Raw genomic sequence first — 18,787 nt, forward strand, 5'->3', positions numbered from 1 at the left:
AATAACAATTAAAATGAACCAAAGTAAAATCTTAATTATTGCATTCTTAGTATTGCAGACAACGTTGTTTTCCCAAGAAAAAAAGGAAGTCCAGAAGTTAGATACTATTATAATAAAATCTACCAGAATAGATTTACCATTTAAAGAAAACTCTAGAACTATAGATATTATTACTTCAAAAGATATAAAAAATAGTGCAGCTACAAATGTTGCTGATATATTACAACAAGTTGCAGGGGTAGATATTAGAAGAAGAGGAACCGCAGGCAGTCAAGCAGATTTATACATTAGAGGTGGTGGTTTCGATCAAACTTTATTGTTAATTGACGGTATTAAAATGGATGATTCTCAAACCGGCCATCACACTATGAATGCAGCGTTACCAATTGAAGTGATCGAAAGAATTGAAATTATTAAAGGACCTGCAGCAAGAGTCTTCGGACAAAATGCATTTACTGGAGCCATAAACATTGTCACCAAAAAGAGGTTAGAAAATACGGTTTCTGCAAATATTGAAACCGGTTCTTTTGGGCAATTAAATGGTTCTGTAACGGTTGGTAAAGAATTCGAAAATTCATCAATAATTGCACATGTTGGTGCGTTAACTTCAGATGGATACCGTACTAATTCTGATTATAACAATTACAATTATTTCTTAAAAGGGGTTTTCAATAAGAAAAAGCAAGCCATAGAAGTGTTAGCTACTTTTTTCGATAAAAAATATGGCGCAGAAAATTTTTATACTACAAACCCAAATTGGAATGAGTATGAAGAAACACAAAGCAGTTTATTTGGAGTGTCTACTACTTTTAAAACAGAAAAATTTAAGATTACACCAAGAGTTTATTGGAAAAGAGGGCAAGATATTTTTTTATTAAAGAGAGACGATCCTAGTTTTTTTAGAAACTTACATATTACCAATAAAGTGGGGGTAGAAACAAATGCCTCATACACATCAAACTTAGGAATTACAGGTTTTGGAATAGATGTTTCTAGGGTTTTTATTAGTAGTAACAACCTAGGGAAAAGAAATAGAACGATGGCAAATTTGTTTTTAGAACACCGTTTTAAATTAGCAAATGACAAGTTAGATATTACACCAGGAGTTGCGGTTACGTACTTTTCTGATTTTAAATTTCATGCTTTTCCAGGTTTAGATATCGGATATCAAATCTCAGAAAATTTAAAAGCGTATGGAAATTTAGGGGTTACATATAGAATACCAACCTATACAGATTTATTTTACAATTCACCTAGCACAATAGGAAACCCTAATTTAGAGCCAGAAGAAGCATTTGCGCAAGAAATAGGATTCAAATACAACTCAGGAAAGTTTACAACTTCTGTAGCAGTTTTTAACAGGAATGCAACTAATTTAATTGATTTTGTAAGAGAAAACACCACAGACTCTAAGTTTACAGCAACCAATATCGCGAAAGTAAATACCCAAGGTTTTGAGATAAATACAGCTTATAATTTTAAAATAAATAAGTTTAGCCAGACATTGTCTTTTGGTTATAATTTTTTAGAAGATGATATTTTAGAACAAAATAAGGATTTGTCTCGGTATTCTTTAAACACCTTAAAGCATCAATTTATAACACGTTTTTCATCAAGATTATTTAAAAACGTAAGACAAAACATTATTTACAAACATGCAGAAAGAACCATCGGTACAAGTTATAATGTTTGGGATGCTTCTGTAATTGTAGATTTTAATAAATTTAGTTTCACAGTTACTGCGAATAATATTTTTGACGCAGATTATATAGAATCTGGTTTTGTACCAATGCCACCAAGCAATGTTTTATTTGGGTTGCGTTATAATTATTAGAGAATAAATTCACAAATTTTAGCATACAACCGTCATTCATCCTTTTGAATGATGGTTTTCTTTTTTGAACAAAACAATTCCTTAACTTTGCCTCTCTAAAAAAAATAACGAGCTTGAATTTATCGGAAATAGATAGGGTTGAAACCCTAACGAAAGAAGACTTTATAGAAAACTACTTTAAGCCACAGAAACCAGTGGTTATTGAACGGTTCATAGAAGATTGGCCAGCATATTCTAAATGGAATTTAGCCTATATAAAAGAAGTTGCAGGGGATAAAGTTGTGCCTTTGTATGACGACAGACCTGTAGATTTTAAAGATGGTTTTAATGAGCCACACGCAAAAATGAAGATGTCTGAATATGTAGATTTGTTAAAACGCGAACCGACAAAGTTTAGAATTTTTCTATGGAATGTTTTGAAAGAAGTACCTGTTTTACAAAAAGATTTTAAATTTCCAGATTTTGGTTTGCGATTAATGAAAGGGATGCCAATGTTGTTTTTTGGAGGAACAAATTCTTATACTTTTATGCATTATGACATCGATCTAGCAAATATTTTTCACTTTCATTTTGAAGGAAAAAAAGAAGTTGTTTTATTTAATCAAAAGCAAAATAAGTATTTATATAAAGTTCCGTATTCTTTAATTACAAGAGAAGACATCGATTTTTCAAATCCGGATTTTAAGAAATGGCCCGCTTTAAAAAAGGCAAAAGGGTATAAAACAAATTTAGAGCATGGGCAAGTTTTGTATATGCCAGAAGGTTATTGGCATTATATGAAGTATATAACGCCCGGTTTTTCGATGAGTTTAAGAGCAATTGCAAGAACCCCAAAAAACTTATCAAAAGCAATATATAATGTTTTTGTAATGAGAACAATCGATACGGTTATGCGAAAAATAAAAGGGCAAAAATGGATTGATTGGAAAAATGAAAAAGCAATTGTGCAAACAAATAAGGGGAACAATATTAAAAAGGAGTATTAATACGGAGGTTTTAAGTATTTGGGTTTCATTATATTGCCGTTGTAAAAAATGCTATGTTATGAAAGCTTGCCCAAGGTGTAAATCTGTATCTAGACACAGATTGAAAAGAAAAGGAATTGTGAAATTAATACCAGGAACAAAAGGATATGCTTGTGACAAGTGTAAAACCAAATATACTTGGGTTTCTATTATAAATTTATCCTTAAGAATTTAAAAAAAAAAGCCTCACAATTATAAATTGTGAGGCTTTTTTAATGCTTTATAATTTTAAATTATCACTTAAAGAGTCTAAAGACATCATTTCCGTTTGCAAAAAGTAATAAGGCAATTAATAGAACAAAGCCAATAACTTGTGCATATTCTAGAAATTTATCTCCAGGTTTTCTACCTGTAATCATTTCCCAAAGTGTAAACACTACATGCCCACCATCTAAAGCAGGAATTGGCAATAAGTTCATAAACCCTAACATAATAGAAAGGAAAGCGGTAATGTTCCAGAAAGACTCTGCACTAAATTCATCAGGAAAAATACTTCCAATAGAAATAAAACCACCCAAACCTTTGTAGGCTCCTGTACTTGGATTAAATATTTTCTTTAGTTGTTTGATGTAATCTGTAAGCGTTTTCCAAGATTTGTTCCACCCAGCAGGAATCGCTTCTGCAAAAGTATATTCTTTATCTGCTAACGTATAGTAGCCTAGCTTTTCTAAATCTGTGAAAGGCAGCTGTAAAATACCAACTCCTAATTTACCGTCTTCAGTAACCTTAACAGCAATTTCTTCTGTTTCCTTACCTCTTTTTACGGTAATAGAAATATCTTGATTCTTATATTTATCTAATTGATTTTGAACTTCATCAAAATATTTTATGGGGTTGCCATTAATGGCAGTAACAATATCTTTTGCTTTTAAATTAGAGTCTTTGTTCGGTGATCCTTCAGAAATACCCGCAATTGCAAAAGGATAACGTGGGTGTAAAATAGCACCTGCATCTTTGCCTCTATCCATTAATTGAGAAATAAAATCTTCTGGAATTTCTTTGTCTAAAACGACTCCATCTCTTTCAATTTGATAATTATTTCCATTGATAAACTCTAATGTTAAACTAGAGAATTTTTTTATTTTTAGACCATCAACTGTTAAGATTTTATCGCCATTTTTAATTCCTAAACTCATCGCTAGAGAGTCTTGTACCCAAACACCATCTTTTACATTTTCGTTTGGTAAATATCTTTCACCATAACCCCACATTAACATAATATAGATAAAAATACCTAAAACGAAGTTTACAAAAACACCACCTAGCATAATAATTAGACGCTGCCACGCGGGTTTAGAACGAAATTCCCAAGGTTGTGGCGGTAAAGCCATTTGCTCAGTATCCATACTTTCGTCAATCATACCAGAGATTTTTACGTAACCTCCTAAAGGAATCCAACCGATACCATAAACGGTATCACCAATTTTTTTCTTGAAAATAGAGAATTTGTAATCGAAGAATAAGTAGAATTTTTCTACTCTCGTTTTAAATAATTTTGCAGGGATAAAGTGCCCTAATTCGTGCAAAACAATTAGTAAAGATAAACTTAGTATAAATTGAGATGCTTTTATTAATATTTCCATTCAGCGTTAAATCAGATTTAAAAAAGAAGCAAATGTAAGGTTTTCGATAGAGTTCTAAAAGAACTATTAAAGGTTGCTTTTTATTTTAACAAAGAATTTAGACAGAAGTTGACTTTGTTCTCTTTTCTGCCGTGTTTTTAAGTCGTATTTTTGTAGTATAAACCAATATTATGGAGATTAAATTCTTTAAAAAATCGATTCCTACACTTATTTTTTTAATAGTGTTTTCTGCAATAGTTATTCCTGTTTTTTATCAGTTATTAAAAGTAGACACAAAGTTGAAAATTTACAATCCTGCAGATGTAAACCCGAGGTTGGTAGATTTTTCGATGAAACATATTACCAAAGATCATACGGTTGCAGATTTTAAATTAACCAACCAGAACGGAGAAATTATTACCAATAAAAATTATAAAAATAAAATCTATGTAGCAGATTTCTTTTTTACACGTTGCCAAACTATTTGTATTGCAATGGCGTATAATATGAGTGAATTGCAAGATTTCTATAAAAAAGATGCCGATATAATGTTTCTTTCTCATTCTGTAACGCCGGTAATAGACAGTGTTTCTGTGCTAAAAGATTACGCAGAAAGAAAAGGAGTGATGGATGGCAAGTGGAATGTTACTACCGGAAGCAAGAAACACATTTACGAGTTGGCGAGAAAGAGTTATTTTGCGGTTTTAGACGAGGGTGACGGTGGTGAAAATGATTTTATTCATACAGAACAATTTATTTTAGTAGACAAAGAAAGACGTATTCGTGGGTATTATGATGGTACCGAAAAAGAAGATATGATAAAATTAAAGAATGATATCGTTTTGTTAAAGGAAGAATATGCGTCTAAATAACTTGTTTAGAATCATTCTAAATGAGTATCTTTGCTATCCAAATAAAAAACGTTGAATACAATTGCATCTTTACACATTGGTGAAATGGGCTATATTTCTGAAGAATCTTTAGACTTTATTCCGCTGAAATTATTAGAAATGGGTTGTTTGCCTGGAGCTGAGGTAGAATTGGTGCAAATTGCGCCTTTAAAAGACCCTTTGTATATTTGCGTAAACGGAAGTCATTTGGCAATTAGAAAAGAAACAGCTTCGAAAATAAAAATCTTAAAAGCACATTTGTAATGTCTAAAACCGATATAAAAGTTGCTTTAATTGGAAACCCCAATACGGGTAAAACGTCACTATTTAATCAACTTACAGGTTTAAATCAGAAAGTTGGTAATTACCCAGGAGTAACAGTAGATAAGAAACAAGGTACCAGTAAATTAACAGCAACACAAAATGCTTTAATTACAGATTTACCAGGTACGTATAGCATAAACCCAACTTCTTTAGATGAAAGTATTGTTTTAAAAACCTTACTTAAAAAAGATATTAAAGAATCGCCAGATGTAATTTTAGTCGTTGCAGATGTAGAGAATTTAAAAAGAAACTTATTACTTTTTTCGCAAATTAAAGATTTAGAAATCCCGACAGTTTTGGCTATCAATATGGTAGATCAGATGACAAAAAAGGGAATAACTATTGATTTATCTGCGTTAGAAAAAGAGTTAAATACAGAGGTTGTTCTAATTAGTGCGAGAAAAAATCAAGGAATTGACAACGTAAAAGCAGCAATTATTCGTTGCCATGTTGCGGCAAAAGCATCGCCTTTATGCGGAATAAACTCTAAAATTGATCCAGATTATTTTTCAAAATTAAAAGAAATTAGTCCTAATTATTCTTTGTACGAATTATGGTTAATGGTTACTCAAAACAATTACCCAGAAACCGTTAGTAAAGAAGAAAGAAATAAACTTTTGGCTTTTAAGCAAGACGTTTCTAAGTTGAAGAAATACCAACACAAAGAAACCATTTATCGGTACCAAGAAATTAATAAAATTTTAAAGAAAACCTATATAATTGATAAAAGCAAAGCTACAGATATAAGAGCTAAATTAGATAAAGTTTTTACACATAAAATTTTTGGCTATGCCATTTTCCTTCTAATTTTACTCATAATTTTTCAATCTATATTTAATTTGGCAACCGTACCAATGGATTTTATAGATGCTACTTTTGCAGAACTATCAGACTTTGTAAGAAGCAAATTAGCACCAGGAGTTTTAACAGATTTATTGGCCGAAGGTATTATTCCGGGAATAGGTGGAGTTGTTATTTTTATTCCGCAAATTGCTATTTTATTCTTGTTTATAGCCATTTTAGAAGAAACAGGTTATATGAGTCGGGTGGTTTTTTTAATGGATAAAATTATGCGTCGTTTTGGTATGAACGGTAAAAGTGTTATTCCGTTGATCTCTGGAACCGCGTGTGCAATACCCGCAATTATGGCAACCAGAACTATTTCTAGTTGGAAAGAACGGTTGATAACTATTTTAGTAGTTCCATTTACCACTTGTTCTGCGCAGTTACCAGTATATGCAATTTTAATATCTTTAATTATTCCTAAAACGCAAATATTCGGATTTCTAAATCTGCAAGGTTTGGTCTTATTGTCTTTATATGCGCTTGGTTTTGCTACCGCAATTATTTCAGCATATATTCTACATAAAACATTAAAAGTAAAATCGAAGTCGTTTTTTGTTATAGAAATGCCTAATTATAAGCTTCCTTCAATAAAAAATGTATTTTTTGATGTTGTAGAAAAGACAAAAGCATTTGTTTTCGGAGCAGGAAAAATAATTTTAGCACTGTCTATTATATTATGGTTTTTGGCTTCTAACGGACCAGAATCTTATAAAAATGCAGAAAAAAATACGATTGAAAATTTTGCAAATACAAATCTAAATGAAGACGACTTAAATCAGAAAATAGCGGCGGCAAAATTAGAAAACTCTTACATTGGTATTATGGGAAAATCTATAGAACCAGCAATAAAACCTTTGGGGTATGATTGGAAAATTGGTATTGCATTAATTACTTCTTTTGCAGCTCGTGAGGTTTTTATAGGAACTTTAGCAACCATTTATAGTGTAGGTTCGGATGATGAAGATACTGCAACAATTAAAGAAAAAATGGCTTCTGAAGTAAATGAAACTGGAGGCAAGCTATTTAACTTTCCTGTAGGAATGTCTTTGTTAGTTTTCTACGCATTTGCGATGCAATGTATGGCAACTTTAGCCATTGTAAAACGCGAAACTAAAACATGGAAATGGCCCTTAATTCAGCTTTTCGGAATGACAGGTTTGGCGTATGTTTCCTCATTTATAATCTATCAAATATTAAGCTAATGCAAGAAATACTCGTTTATTTATTATTACTTTTTGCGGTGTTTTTTCTATTGAAGAAATACGTGTTTCCATCAAAGAAAAAAGGAGATTGTAGCACAGGTTGTGATTGTCATTAAAAGTATTAACAGAAAATTAATAACATTTTCTTGTAATGATTTCTATTTTTGATAGACTTGAAACATACAACTCAATAAAATATATTTAAAATGAAAAAATCAGTTTTAGCCATTGCAATTTTTGCAATCACATTAATTAGTTCAACAGACACTTTTGCTCAAAAATGGAAAAAATTAGATGCAAGTCCTATGGATGCTTCTACATATCCAGACAATTGGAGAGAATCTAACAAAGTATTAAAAGTAGTTTATGGTAGACCTCAATTAAAAGGAAGAGATTTAGCAAAATTAGCGCCAGTAGATAAAATTTGGAGAACTGGTGCAAATGAAGCTGCAGAAATTACATTTTACAAAGATGTAGTTTTTGGAGGAAAACAAGTAAAAGCAGGAACCTATTCTTTATTTACAATTCCGGTTGCAAAAGGAGATTGGACGGTTATTTTAAGCACCGCAAAAAATGTTTGGGGACATTACACCTACAAAGAGGAAGAAGATGTTGTTAGAGTTTCTGGGGTAGTTTCTAACTCAAGTGAAAGTATAGAAGCATTTTCTATGATGTTTGATGAAGACATGACCTTAAAAATGGGTTGGGCAAATACCGTAGTTTCTGTACCAATTACAGCAGAAATGTAAGAAGATTCATTTCTTTTTTATAAGATACAATTTAAAATGCCGCAAACATTGTTTGCGGCATTTTTTTGCCTAAAATTTAGCAGTTTACAAATGATAATCTTTACGAGAATAAATGTAAATTTGCACACTTTAACAAAAGAATCAAATGCAATACAATCATCAAGAAATAGAAGAAAATTGGCAAAAATTTTGGGCAGAGAATCAAACTTTTAAAGCCGAAAATAATTCTGAAAAGCCAAAATATTACGTGTTAGATATGTTTCCTTATCCAAGTGGGGCAGGTTTGCATGTTGGGCATCCTTTAGGATATATTGCAAGTGATATTTATGCTCGTTACAAGCGTCATAAAGGTTTTAATGTATTGCATCCGCAAGGATATGATTCTTTTGGTTTGCCTGCAGAACAATACGCAATTCAAACAGGGCAACATCCAGCAAAAACTACAGAAGCAAATATTACAACGTATAGAAAACAATTAGATAAAATCGGTTTTTCTTTTGATTGGAGCAGAGAAGTGAGCACTTCAAACCCAGAATATTATAAATGGACACAGTGGATTTTTATTCAATTATTTAATTCTTGGTATAATAAAGATACAGACAAGGCAGAAGATATTGCGACTTTAGAGAAAATCTTTAAAAAAGAAGGAAATGCGACCATAAATGCAGTTTCAGATGAAGATATAAAAACTTTTTCTGCGGATGAATGGAAAGCATTTTCAAAAACAGAAAAGGAAGAAATTTTATTGCAATATCGTTTAACATTTTTGTCGGATACAGAAGTAAACTGGTGTCCTGCTTTAGGAACCGTTTTAGCAAATGACGAAATTGTAAACGGAGTTTCAGAACGAGGAAGTCACCCAGTTGTTCGTAAGAAAATGACACAATGGTCTATGCGAATTTCTGCATATGCACAGCGTTTGTTAGACGGATTAGAAAAAATTGATTGGCCACAACCTTTAAAAGATTCTCAAACCAATTGGATTGGAAGATCGCAGGGAGCCATGGTTTCTTTTGATGTAGCAAATGGTACTGAAAAAACATCGTCTGAGGTTAAATTATCGTATAAAGAATTAGAAGCTTTAAAAGAATTACGTCAGAATTTATCGAAAGCAGAAACAGTTCTTTGGGACGAATTAAAGAATAAAAAAGGAGCAGCAAAATTCAGAAAAAAATATACGATTGGTACATTTTTGGTAGATTATGTTTGTTTAGCAAAAAACTTAATTGTTGAATTTTCTGGCAAAGAAGATGAAGCTGAAAGAACAGCTTTTTTTAACAATGAAAGTTTTAATGTTGTTCGTTTTAAAAACGAAGAAGTAATTGAAAACGTGCTTAAAGTTGTTGCTGCCATTAATACTGCAATTCAATTTCCAAAAAAGATTGAAAAAACAGTTGAAAAGAAAGTAGTTGCCAAAGACGAGAATAAATATAAAATTGATGTTTTTACAACAAGACCAGATACTATTTACGGTGTAAGTTTTATGACATTGGCTCCAGAACACGAATTGGTTTCTAAAATTACAACAGACGCTCAAAAAGCAGACGTTGCAAATTATATTAAAGCAACTGCAAAGCGTTCTGAACGTGATAGAATGGCAGATGTAAAAACCATTTCTGGTGCCTTTACAGGCGCATATGCAATTCATCCTTTTTCGGGTGAAAAGGTTCAAATTTGGATTGGAGATTACGTATTGGCAAATTACGGAACAGGAGCAGTTATGGCGGTTCCTTGTGGAGATCAACGTGATTATGATTTTGCAAAACATTTTAACATTCCAATTCCTAATATTTTTGAAGGCGTAGATATTTCAGAAGAAGCACATACTGGAAAGGACGGAACAAAGATTGCAAATTCAGACTTTTTATCAGGATTAAAATATAAGAAAGCATTAAAATTAGCCATTTTTGAAATGGAGAAACGTGGCTTTGGTTACGGAAAAATAAACTACCGTTTGCGTGATGCTGTTTTTAGTAGACAACGTTATTGGGGAGAACCTTTTCCTGTATATTATAAAGACGGAATGCCACAAATGATTGACGCAGAACACTTGCCAATCGTATTGCCAGAAGTAGAGAAATACTTGCCAACTGAAGATGGAAAACCACCTTTAGGAAACGCAACAGTATGGGCTTGGGATTCTCGTGGTAAGAAAGTGGTTGCTAACGATAAGTTAAAAAACAAGACAGTGTATCCTTTAGAATTAAATACAATGCCAGGTTGGGCGGGTAGTTCTTGGTATTTTAACAGGTACATGGATGCTACAAATGCAACTGAATTTGCAAGTAAAGAATCTTTAGAGTATTGGAAAGAAGTAGATTTATATATTGGCGGATCTGAACACGCAACCGGACATTTATTATATGCTCGTTTTTGGCAAAAATTCTTGTTCGATAAAGGAATTGTACCTGTAGATGAGTTTGCAAAAAAACTCATTAATCAAGGAATGATTTTAGGAACTTCTGCTTTTGTATACAAGGCTACTGCTTTTGTACAAAATGGCTGTTCTATAGATAAATCTAATGATGACGTTTTAGAGAAAATACCAACAATATTTGTTTCTAAGAACTTATTTAGTTCAGATGATGAATTTGAAACGGTTGTTAAAAATTACTTGCTAGATAATAAATTATTGAATCCTAATTTTGCAGATTTAGTAATGATTACAAAAACGGCGATACATGCAGATGTTTCTTTAGTAAACTCTTCTGATGAGTTAGATGTGGATGGTTTTAAGAATCATGCTTTAAATGCTGATTATAAAAACGCTGAATTTGTTTTAGAAGACGGAGCTTATAAAGTAGGACGTGAAGTAGAAAAAATGTCTAAATCGAAATACAATGTTGTAAATCCTGATGATATTGTAGTGGAATATGGTGCAGATGCTTTGCGTTTATTCGAAATGTTTTTAGGCCCTTTAGAACAAGCAAAACCTTGGAAAACTTCTGGTATTTCTGGTGTTTCATCATTCTTAAAGAAATTATGGAAACTGTATTTTAACGAAGAGGTCTTTGAAGTTTCTGATGCAGCACCAACTAAAGAAGAATTAAAAGTTTTACATAAGACCATCAAAAAAGTAGAAGAAGATATCGAGAATTTCTCTTTTAATACATCGGTTTCTACCTTTATGATTGCGGTAAACGAACTAACTGCTTTAAAATGTAATAAGAAAGCAATTTTAGAACCTTTATTGGTTTTATTATCGCCTTACGCACCACATATTTCAGAAGAATTATGGAGTAAATTAGGAAATAAAGGATCTATTTCTACGGCAGGTTTTCCTGTTTTTGAAGCGAAGCATTTAATAGAAAGTGCAAAGAATTATCCGATTTCTTTCAACGGAAAAATGCGTTTCACATTAGAACTTCCTTTAGATTTATCGAAAGAAGAAATAGAAAAAGTAGTCATGGAAAACGAGAAAACAATTGCACAATTAGAAGGCAATACTCCTAAAAAAGTAATTATTGTTCCTGGTAAGATTATAAACATCGTTATTTAAAGGATGCTGTTTTATAGGTGGTTGAGAAATTTTAGTATAAATTTTAAGAGTCACTTTTGCTATAAAAAAATAAATATATTTTAAAAGTCATTACAGCATTTGTAATGACTTTTTTATTTGGTTATCTTTAGCTAAATTTAAAAATGCCTTTCTTTAGGTACAGTTTTTGAAGAGCATTATAAAAATTATAAAAATTGAATCGTTTTAAAAAAATTTCTTTAAGAATTCGTATCTTTTTATCCATGATACTGTTGGTGTTATTGGCATCAATTCTAATTTTGGTAGTAACTGTTTATCAATATGACGAGCAAACAAAAGACTATAATATTCAGCGTTTTGAGCGTAAAGAAGCAATTGCAACAAAGACCATTGAGTTAGAACTTGCAAATAAAACTTCGTACGCAGTAAATACAGAAAATTTACCCAAAATATTTCAGAATAGAATCTATGAAATCTCTTCTATAAATAAACTAAACATTACCTTTTATAATTTAGAAGGAAGGCTTTTAAAGACTTCATTTGGCAACGCATTTGAAAAGATAGACAATACACCGCTTACAGCTCTTATTGTTGCTGATTTGGCACAAAACTCTAACCATAGAATCTTCAAAAATAAAGAAATTGACGGCACAAGTTATCAAACCTCTTATTCGTATATACATGACCCAAAATTTAAACGAATTGGTATTTTAGAGTTACAGTTTACACAAGACAATTCAGAAATTGAGCACGAACTAAAAGAGTTTATTTACAGATTAAGTTTGGTCTATGTATTGATGTTTTTGTTGGCAATTTCATTTGCCTATTTCTTATCGAGTTACATTACACGTTCTATAAAGACCATTTCAGATAAAATGCAACAAACGCGTTTAAATGAAAGAAATGAAAAAATTATATTGAATAAAGCAAGTTCAGAAATTGAAGTTTTGGTAGATGCTTATAACAATATGATAGATCAGCTAGAAGAAAGTGCCGCGAGATTAGCAAAAAGCGAGCGTGAACAAGCTTGGAGAGAAATGGCGAAACAAGTAGCGCATGAAATTAAAAATCCGTTAACACCAATGCGATTAACGGTGCAGAGTTTTGAGCGAAAGTTTGATCCGAAAGATGAAAATGCAAAAGAAAAATTAGCCGAATATAGCCAAACCTTAATCCAGCAAATAGACGTTATGAGTGCTATTGCCTCTGCTTTTTCTGATTTTGCAAAGATGCCAACACAAAAAAGAGAGAAGATTGAAGTAATTGGTGTTGTTAAGTTAGCGTTAGATATTTTTAATGAAGACTCTATAAAATACTATCCGCAAGAACAAGAATTATTTGCGAATTTAGACAAGACACAATTGATTAGAATTGTAACCAATTTGGTTAAAAATGCGAGTCAGGCAATACAAAAACAAGAAAATCCTTTAATAGAAGTAAAAGTTTTTTCTGACGGAAATGCAGTTAAAATAACAGTTTCAGACAACGGAAAAGGAATTTCTGAAGATGTCAAAGAATTAATTTTTGAACCTAAATTTACGACGAAGTCAAGCGGAATGGGCTTAGGTTTAGGAATTATAAAAAATATTATAGAGGCTTATGATGGTACTATTTCCTTCACTTCAAAAGTAGGAATTGGAACTGTTTTTACAGTGATTCTACCAAAAACGTAATGCATGTAGGCTGCTGTAGTTTACAGTAAAATAAAATTTAATAATATCACCTTTGGAGCAGCTCAAGGGTCTTAAAATCTTAATAAAAAATGAATTTCGAAAATATTTTAGTTTCTAAAGAGAATAGTTTAGCACGAATAACTATTAATAGACCCAAAAAATTAAATGCTTTAAATAAGGCAACTATAGAAGAACTGCATAAAGCTTTTGATGCTTTAGAAACAGATGAAACTATTAAAGCCATTATTATTACCGGAAGCGGAGAAAAAGCATTTGTTGCTGGCGCAGACATTTCTGAGTTTGCACATTTTTCTGTTGAAGAAGGAAGTGATTTAGCAAGAGCAGGACAGGAGATGTTGTTTAATTTTATTGAAAATTTAGACACGCCAGTAATTGCCGCAATTAATGGTTTTGCATTGGGTGGAGGTTTAGAGTTGGCAATGGCTTGTCATTTTAGAATTGCAGCCGATAACGCAAAAATGGGGTTACCAGAAGTATCTCTAGGTGTGATTCCGGGGTATGGAGGTACACAACGTTTGCCACAATTAGTTGGCAAGGGAAAAGCAATGGAAATGATTATGACTGCAGGAATGATTTCTGCTGAAGATGCTAAAGATTGTGGCTTGGTAAATCATGTAACCACACAAGAAGAATTGTTACCATTGGCAGAAAAGATAGCGAGTAAAATTTTAAGAAATTCTTCTGTCGCAATTAGTGCAGCAATTGTTGCTGTAAATGCAAATTTTAAAGACGGTGTAAATGGTTTTGATACAGAAATTAAAGCTTTTGGAGACTGTTTCGGAACCGAAGATTTTAAAGAAGGAACTACTGCATTTTTAGAAAAAAGAAAGCCTAATTTCTCTGGAAATTAAGTATTAGATTACGTGTCAAAAGAATAAATTAAAGCTGAACAACGGTACCGTTGTTCAGCTTTTTATTTATGTTTTTTTAAGCCTTACTTACTAGCAAATAGTTTTATATCATTCGCAGAAACTTCTTTTTCACCAAGAATAATTAAACGCTCTACTACATTTCTTAACTCACGTATGTTTCCCGTCCAATCATATTCTTGCAATAACTTAAGGGCTGCAGATGAAAAATCTTTTTTTGGAGTTCCTTGTTCTTCAGAAATTTTATTTGCGAAAAAATCGACTAATAACGGAATGTCTTCTCTACGATCATTTAATGCAGGAACTTGAATTAAAATAACTGCTAATCTGTGATACAGGTCTTCTCTAAATCTACCTTTTGCAATTTCTTCCTTTAGGTTCTTATTAGTTGCTGCAACAATTCTAACATTTACTTTGATGTCTTTATCAGAACCAACTCTAGAGATTTTACTTTCTTGCAATGCACGTAGTACTTTTGCCTGCGCCGATAAGCTCATATCGCCAATTTCATCAAGAAAAATAGTTCCACCATTTGCTGCTTCAAACTTACCTGCTCTGTCTTTATTTGCACCTGTAAAAGAACCTTTTACGTGTCCGAACAATTCACTTTCTATTAATTCAGACGGAATTGCGGCACAGTTTACTTCTATCATTGGGGCTTTCACTCTGTCAGATTTTTCGTGCAACCAATGCGCAACCAATTCCTTTCCTGTTCCGTTTGGACCTGTAATTAACACTCTTGCATCTGTAGGTGCTACTTTTTCAATAATATCTTTTATGTAAGAAATAGCAGTGCTTTCACCAATCATCTGGTAGCTTTTACTTACTTTTTTCTTTAATCTTTTATTTTCTACAATTAAGACTTTCTTATCTAAAGCATTTCTAACTGTGTTTAAAAGTCGATTTAAATCTGGTGGTTTCGAAATGTAATCGAAAGCACCTAAACGCATGGTATTTACAGCGGTATCTAAATCTCCATGTCCAGAAATCATAACAATTGGTATTTCTGGTTTTATTTTTTTTGCCTTTTCTAAAACCTCAACACCATCCATTTTTGGCATTTTAATATCACATAGTACTAAGTCGTAATCGTTATTTTTAATCATTTCGATTCCTATCAACCCATCTTCTGCTTCCTCTACATTATAAGCCTCATTTTCTTCTGAAATGATTTTTGTTAAAACCCTTCTAATGGCAGCTTCGTCTTCTATAATTAGTATTTTTGACATAATTTATATCTTAAATTTTATTCCTGTTCTTAAATAAAATGTATTTACATCATCTAAAGTATATACATTCTCTCTGTCTTTATCTCTTAAAACATTACTAAGTCTTAATGTGTAACCACCATAAGCATACACAACTAAATGTTTACTTAAGAGATATTCATATCCTAAACCTGTAATTAATAATGACAAAGAAACAGTATTCGCTTCTTTATTTAATACAGTTGTTGGTCTCTGTAAATTTGCAAAATACCCATCTAATCCAATAAATGCTTGTAAATTTCTATTTTCATTGAAACGATATTTTATATTCGATTTAGGAACGCCTGCACTAAAAGACCACTTTTCGTTTACTCGTCTGTAGTAACTTACAAAAGGTAACGGAAAAGGCAAACCGGTTGTTGTATTGTAGGTTAAACCTAAAATTAACCTGTAAGGTCGTTTTAAAGAAGTTTCGTTTGTTCTGTCGTTCACGAAGAAAACACCTCCGTTTAAAAACAAATCATCCTTTGTTATTCTTTCTGTGAGTGTAGAGGCTAATCTTGGAGTAATTTTAAAACCTATTCTCCAATCTTTATTCATTTTGTAGGTGTAGGCGATATTAAAATCTATCACTGTTAAGGTTTCAAATGATGATGTATCAAACGGATACTCATCTTTTAAATTTAAAATAATTCTGTTGTATTCTGCACCTAAAATGATGTAACTATCTTCTTTAACTTCTATCGGATAGTTTACCAAAGCTTTAATTCTTGTATATTGATCTTCTGAATTATTTTTAGGAATAAATGAATATTCTAATCTTGCTAAATCTGTTAGTTGTGCATTTGCAAAAAAGCTTGTAAACAGCATTAAAGTAATTAAATATTTATTCATTTTACCTCCTTTATTCATTTTATTTTACATTTGAATACATATGTACATCTCTTTGTGGAAAAGGGATTGTTATGTTATGCTCTCTAAATGCCTTATCGATTGCAAAACGTAAATCACTTTGTACAAATCTTGTTTCAAAACTATCATTTAACGTAAAAACAAGTTTAAAGTTTAAAGAACTGTCTGCAAAATCTGTAAATAATACTTTTGGCTCTGGAATTTTTAAAATCTTGTTTTGAACTTTTGTTGTATCTAATAAAATTTGTTTTACTAGTTCTACATCACTACCATAAGCAACACCAACGCTTACAGACTCTTTTGTTTCGGTTCCGTTTTCTGTCCAATTGAACAAAATATTGGTTAAATATAAGTGATTCGGAATTACTAGAATCTTATTATCTATAGTTACAGCTCTTGTTGTTCTAAGTCTTATATCTAAAACTCTACCCACTTGTCCCTCTAGCTCAATAATATCACCAACATGCACCGATTGATCTACCAAGATAAAAATTCCTGAAATAATATCTTGAAACAAGGTTTGCAAAGCCAAACCAACACCAATTAAAAGAACTGCAGATGCGGCAAATACTGCGGTAACATTAACCCCAGAAGCATCCATAGCAATTAAAAATATCACTAAAAAAACAAGCCATCTTATATAGCTAAAAACACTTATGAATTTGACTTTATCTATCTCTGGAAGATTTCTTGTTAAAAAACGCCTAATTAACTTTAGTAGAAAGGCGGTAGCAATAAGAGCTACCACCACAAATAAAAATCCTTTAAAAGAAATGTTTATTTCTTTACTAAAGGTAAAAGTATAATCTAAGATAGAATTTGCTTCCTCTACAATAGTATCTGTAACTTGCTCTAATTTATCCTGCATCTATCCTTTGTATTTTAACCATTTGTATAAATCTTTATAAGTTGGTTTCTTACCATACATTAAAATACCGACTCTATAAATTTTTGCAGCCAACCAGACCATAAATATAAAAGTAACCAATAATAATGCCATAGAAATAGCTAATTCTGTCCAAGAAACGCCAAACGGAACTCTCATTAACATTACTATAGGACTCGTAAACGGAATGTGTGAAAAGAGTACTGCAATAGAACCATGCGGATCATTCATAACCGTAGCAAACCCTACATAGACTCCTAAAATTAAAGGGGCCATTATAGGTAACATAAATTGCTGTGTATCAGTCTCATTATCTACTGCTGCACCCACTGCTGCAAAAAGAGAACTATACAACATAAAACCACCTAAGAAGTAAAAAATAAACAATACAAACATTTTTAAAATAGGTAATTTTAAAATTTCTTGAATAATTAGTTGTCCTTTGTCGCCATCTGTAGCTTGTTTCATTGCATCCATTTGTTCTGCAGGAACTCTTGCCGATTGCATTTCTACCATATCTACACCAAAAATAGATGAAGCTATTGTAACGATAACAAAAAGGAGAATTCCCCAAATAAAGAACTGTAATAAACCTGCAGATGCATTTCCTAAAATTTTACCCATCATTAATTGAAATGGTTTTACAGAGGAAACAATAATTTCTATAATTCTACTTGTTTTTTCTTCGATAACACTTCGCATTACAGAAGTACCATAAATCATTACAAACATCATTAATAAGTACCCTGCAAGAGCACCCACACCAATTTTTAATCCGTTTATTAATTTTGATGATTCTTCGCCAGAAAAATTAAACATTTTAATATCTGTACTAATTTTAGAAGCTTTTATTTTTTCTAAATCAATACCAAAACTGTTTAATTTTTCATTTCTAATTTTCTGTTCGATCTTATTTTCTAAAGAATTCATTACAGATATTCCCGGAGAATCTGTCGAATAAAATTCTATAGATTGTGCCAACAACTCTAAACTGTCTTGCTTCGGAATAATTAACGCCCCGTAATAATCGCCTTCTTCTACTTTTTTCTTTGTTGCTTCAATTCCTAAAGCTGTATAGTCTAAATAATGGATAGATTTGGTGTCTTTAAAATCTTCTTTAGAAAACATTGCAGAATTATCTACATAGACAATTTCTTTAATTTTCTCGTCATTTTTTTGCATCAGAAAATATACCAAAGCGCCCATACCTACCAATAATAACGGACTTAAAAAAGTCATCATTATAAATGATTTATTACGAACTTTTGCAATAAATTCTCGCTGTATAATTAGTTTTAACTTGCTCAT

The 18,787-nt window shown here is 31.7% G+C and carries 15 protein-coding genes; 10 read left to right on the forward strand and 5 right to left on the reverse strand.

Features of this window, described 5'->3' with window-relative positions; all coding sequences use genetic code 11:
* Positions 1–13 precede the first annotated feature (13 nt).
* The 3 genes from ES045_RS02685 to ES045_RS16295 all read left to right on the forward strand — a co-directional run bounded on the left by ES045_RS02685 (position 14) and on the right by ES045_RS16295 (position 3,034).
* On the forward strand, positions 14–1,834 hold the full coding sequence (locus ES045_RS02685) for a TonB-dependent receptor plug domain-containing protein (protein WP_147111941.1): 1,821 nt from the start codon (positions 14–16) through the stop codon (positions 1,832–1,834).
* Positions 1,835–1,947: 113 nt separating this feature from the next.
* Complete coding sequence (locus tag ES045_RS02690; protein WP_147111944.1) at positions 1,948–2,820, forward strand: cupin-like domain-containing protein; 873 nt, start codon at positions 1,948–1,950, stop codon at positions 2,818–2,820.
* 58 nt (positions 2,821–2,878) lie between these two features.
* The gene (locus ES045_RS16295) at positions 2,879–3,034 is read left to right on the forward strand and encodes a hypothetical protein (protein ID WP_189663005.1); all 156 of its coding nucleotides are present in this window, start codon (positions 2,879–2,881) and stop codon (positions 3,032–3,034) included.
* A gap of 61 nt (positions 3,035–3,095) precedes the next feature.
* Here the strand turns inward: ES045_RS16295 and rseP are convergent, their stop codons facing one another.
* A complete protein-coding gene (gene rseP, locus ES045_RS02695) occupies positions 3,096–4,442 on the reverse strand; it encodes an RIP metalloprotease RseP (protein ID WP_147111946.1) in 1,347 nt (448 codons plus the stop codon).
* A 170-nt stretch (positions 4,443–4,612) separates the two neighbouring features.
* Between rseP and ES045_RS02700 the strand changes: the two genes are divergently transcribed.
* The 7 genes from ES045_RS02700 (at position 4,613) to ES045_RS02735 (ending at position 14,455) form a co-directional block, all read left to right on the forward strand.
* Positions 4,613–5,293 carry an SCO family protein gene (locus ES045_RS02700; RefSeq protein ID WP_147111949.1) on the forward strand — a complete coding sequence of 227 codons (681 nt, stop codon included), beginning with the start codon at positions 4,613–4,615 and terminating at the stop codon, positions 5,291–5,293.
* Positions 5,294–5,344: 51 nt separating this feature from the next.
* Positions 5,345–5,575 carry a ferrous iron transport protein A gene (locus ES045_RS02705; RefSeq protein WP_147111952.1) on the forward strand — a complete coding sequence of 77 codons (231 nt, stop codon included), beginning with the start codon at positions 5,345–5,347 and terminating at the stop codon, positions 5,573–5,575.
* Positions 5,575–7,683 (forward strand): ferrous iron transport protein B, encoded by a 2,109-nt coding sequence (gene feoB, locus ES045_RS02710; protein WP_147111966.1) that lies wholly within the window; start codon positions 5,575–5,577, stop codon positions 7,681–7,683. Before ES045_RS02705 ends, feoB begins: the two co-directional genes overlap by 1 nt.
* 206 nt (positions 7,684–7,889) lie before the next feature.
* On the forward strand, positions 7,890–8,432 hold the full coding sequence (locus ES045_RS02720; protein WP_147111972.1) for a DUF2911 domain-containing protein: 543 nt from the start codon (positions 7,890–7,892) through the stop codon (positions 8,430–8,432).
* 145 nt (positions 8,433–8,577) lie between these two features.
* A complete protein-coding gene (locus tag ES045_RS02725; protein WP_147111975.1) occupies positions 8,578–11,931 on the forward strand; it encodes a leucine--tRNA ligase in 3,354 nt (1,117 codons plus the stop codon).
* Positions 11,932–12,173: 242 nt separating this feature from the next.
* Entirely contained in the window at positions 12,174–13,583 is a 1,410-nt protein-coding gene (locus ES045_RS02730) for a sensor histidine kinase (RefSeq protein WP_147112131.1), read from the forward strand.
* A gap of 89 nt (positions 13,584–13,672) precedes the next feature.
* Positions 13,673–14,455 carry an enoyl-CoA hydratase/isomerase family protein gene (locus tag ES045_RS02735; protein WP_147111978.1) on the forward strand — a complete coding sequence of 261 codons (783 nt, stop codon included), beginning with the start codon at positions 13,673–13,675 and terminating at the stop codon, positions 14,453–14,455.
* Between the two features lie 83 nt (positions 14,456–14,538).
* On the opposite strand, the gene ES045_RS02740 is transcribed toward ES045_RS02735, so the two are convergent.
* Genes ES045_RS02740 through ES045_RS02755 form a run of 4 tightly spaced genes read right to left on the reverse strand, consistent with a single transcriptional unit; the run spans position 14,539 to position 18,787 of the window.
* Positions 14,539–15,702, reverse strand: coding sequence for a sigma-54-dependent transcriptional regulator (locus ES045_RS02740; RefSeq protein ID WP_147111981.1), 1,164 nt, complete (start codon positions 15,700–15,702; stop codon positions 14,539–14,541).
* Positions 15,703–15,705: 3 nt separating this feature from the next.
* The gene (locus ES045_RS02745) at positions 15,706–16,593 is read right to left on the reverse strand and encodes a DUF6268 family outer membrane beta-barrel protein (RefSeq protein WP_223267160.1); all 888 of its coding nucleotides are present in this window, start codon (positions 16,591–16,593) and stop codon (positions 15,706–15,708) included.
* Between the two features lies 1 nt (position 16,594).
* Positions 16,595–17,461 (reverse strand): mechanosensitive ion channel family protein, encoded by an 867-nt coding sequence (locus ES045_RS02750; protein WP_147111984.1) that lies wholly within the window; start codon positions 17,459–17,461, stop codon positions 16,595–16,597.
* A complete protein-coding gene (locus tag ES045_RS02755) occupies positions 17,462–18,787 on the reverse strand; it encodes an ABC transporter permease (RefSeq protein ID WP_147111987.1) in 1,326 nt (441 codons plus the stop codon).

Source organism: Polaribacter sp. IC073, from assembly GCF_007997075.1.
Classification (GTDB): domain Bacteria; phylum Bacteroidota; class Bacteroidia; order Flavobacteriales; family Flavobacteriaceae; genus Polaribacter.

Coding starts and splice junctions, on each gene's coding strand:
- ES045_RS02730 (WP_147112131.1), top strand. CDS start 12,174: ATGATACTGTTGGTGTTATTGGCATCAATTCTAATTTTGGTAGTAACT.
- ES045_RS02750 (WP_147111984.1), bottom strand. CDS start 17,461: ATGCAGGATAAATTAGAGCAAGTTACAGATACTATTGTAGAGGAAGCA.
- rseP (WP_147111946.1), bottom strand. CDS start 4,442: ATGGAAATATTAATAAAAGCATCTCAATTTATACTAAGTTTATCTTTA.
- ES045_RS02755 (WP_147111987.1), bottom strand. CDS start 18,787: ATGAGCAAGTTAAAACTAATTATACAGCGAGAATTTATTGCAAAAGTT.
- ES045_RS02700 (WP_147111949.1), top strand. CDS start 4,613: ATGGAGATTAAATTCTTTAAAAAATCGATTCCTACACTTATTTTTTTA.
- ES045_RS02720 (WP_147111972.1), top strand. CDS start 7,890: ATGAAAAAATCAGTTTTAGCCATTGCAATTTTTGCAATCACATTAATT.
- feoB (WP_147111966.1), top strand. CDS start 5,575: ATGTCTAAAACCGATATAAAAGTTGCTTTAATTGGAAACCCCAATACG.
- ES045_RS02725 (WP_147111975.1), top strand. CDS start 8,578: ATGCAATACAATCATCAAGAAATAGAAGAAAATTGGCAAAAATTTTGG.
- ES045_RS02685 (WP_147111941.1), top strand. CDS start 14: ATGAACCAAAGTAAAATCTTAATTATTGCATTCTTAGTATTGCAGACA.
- ES045_RS16295 (WP_189663005.1), top strand. CDS start 2,879: ATGAAAGCTTGCCCAAGGTGTAAATCTGTATCTAGACACAGATTGAAA.
- ES045_RS02745 (WP_223267160.1), bottom strand. CDS start 16,593: ATGAATAAAGGAGGTAAAATGAATAAATATTTAATTACTTTAATGCTG.
- ES045_RS02740 (WP_147111981.1), bottom strand. CDS start 15,702: ATGTCAAAAATACTAATTATAGAAGACGAAGCTGCCATTAGAAGGGTT.
- ES045_RS02735 (WP_147111978.1), top strand. CDS start 13,673: ATGAATTTCGAAAATATTTTAGTTTCTAAAGAGAATAGTTTAGCACGA.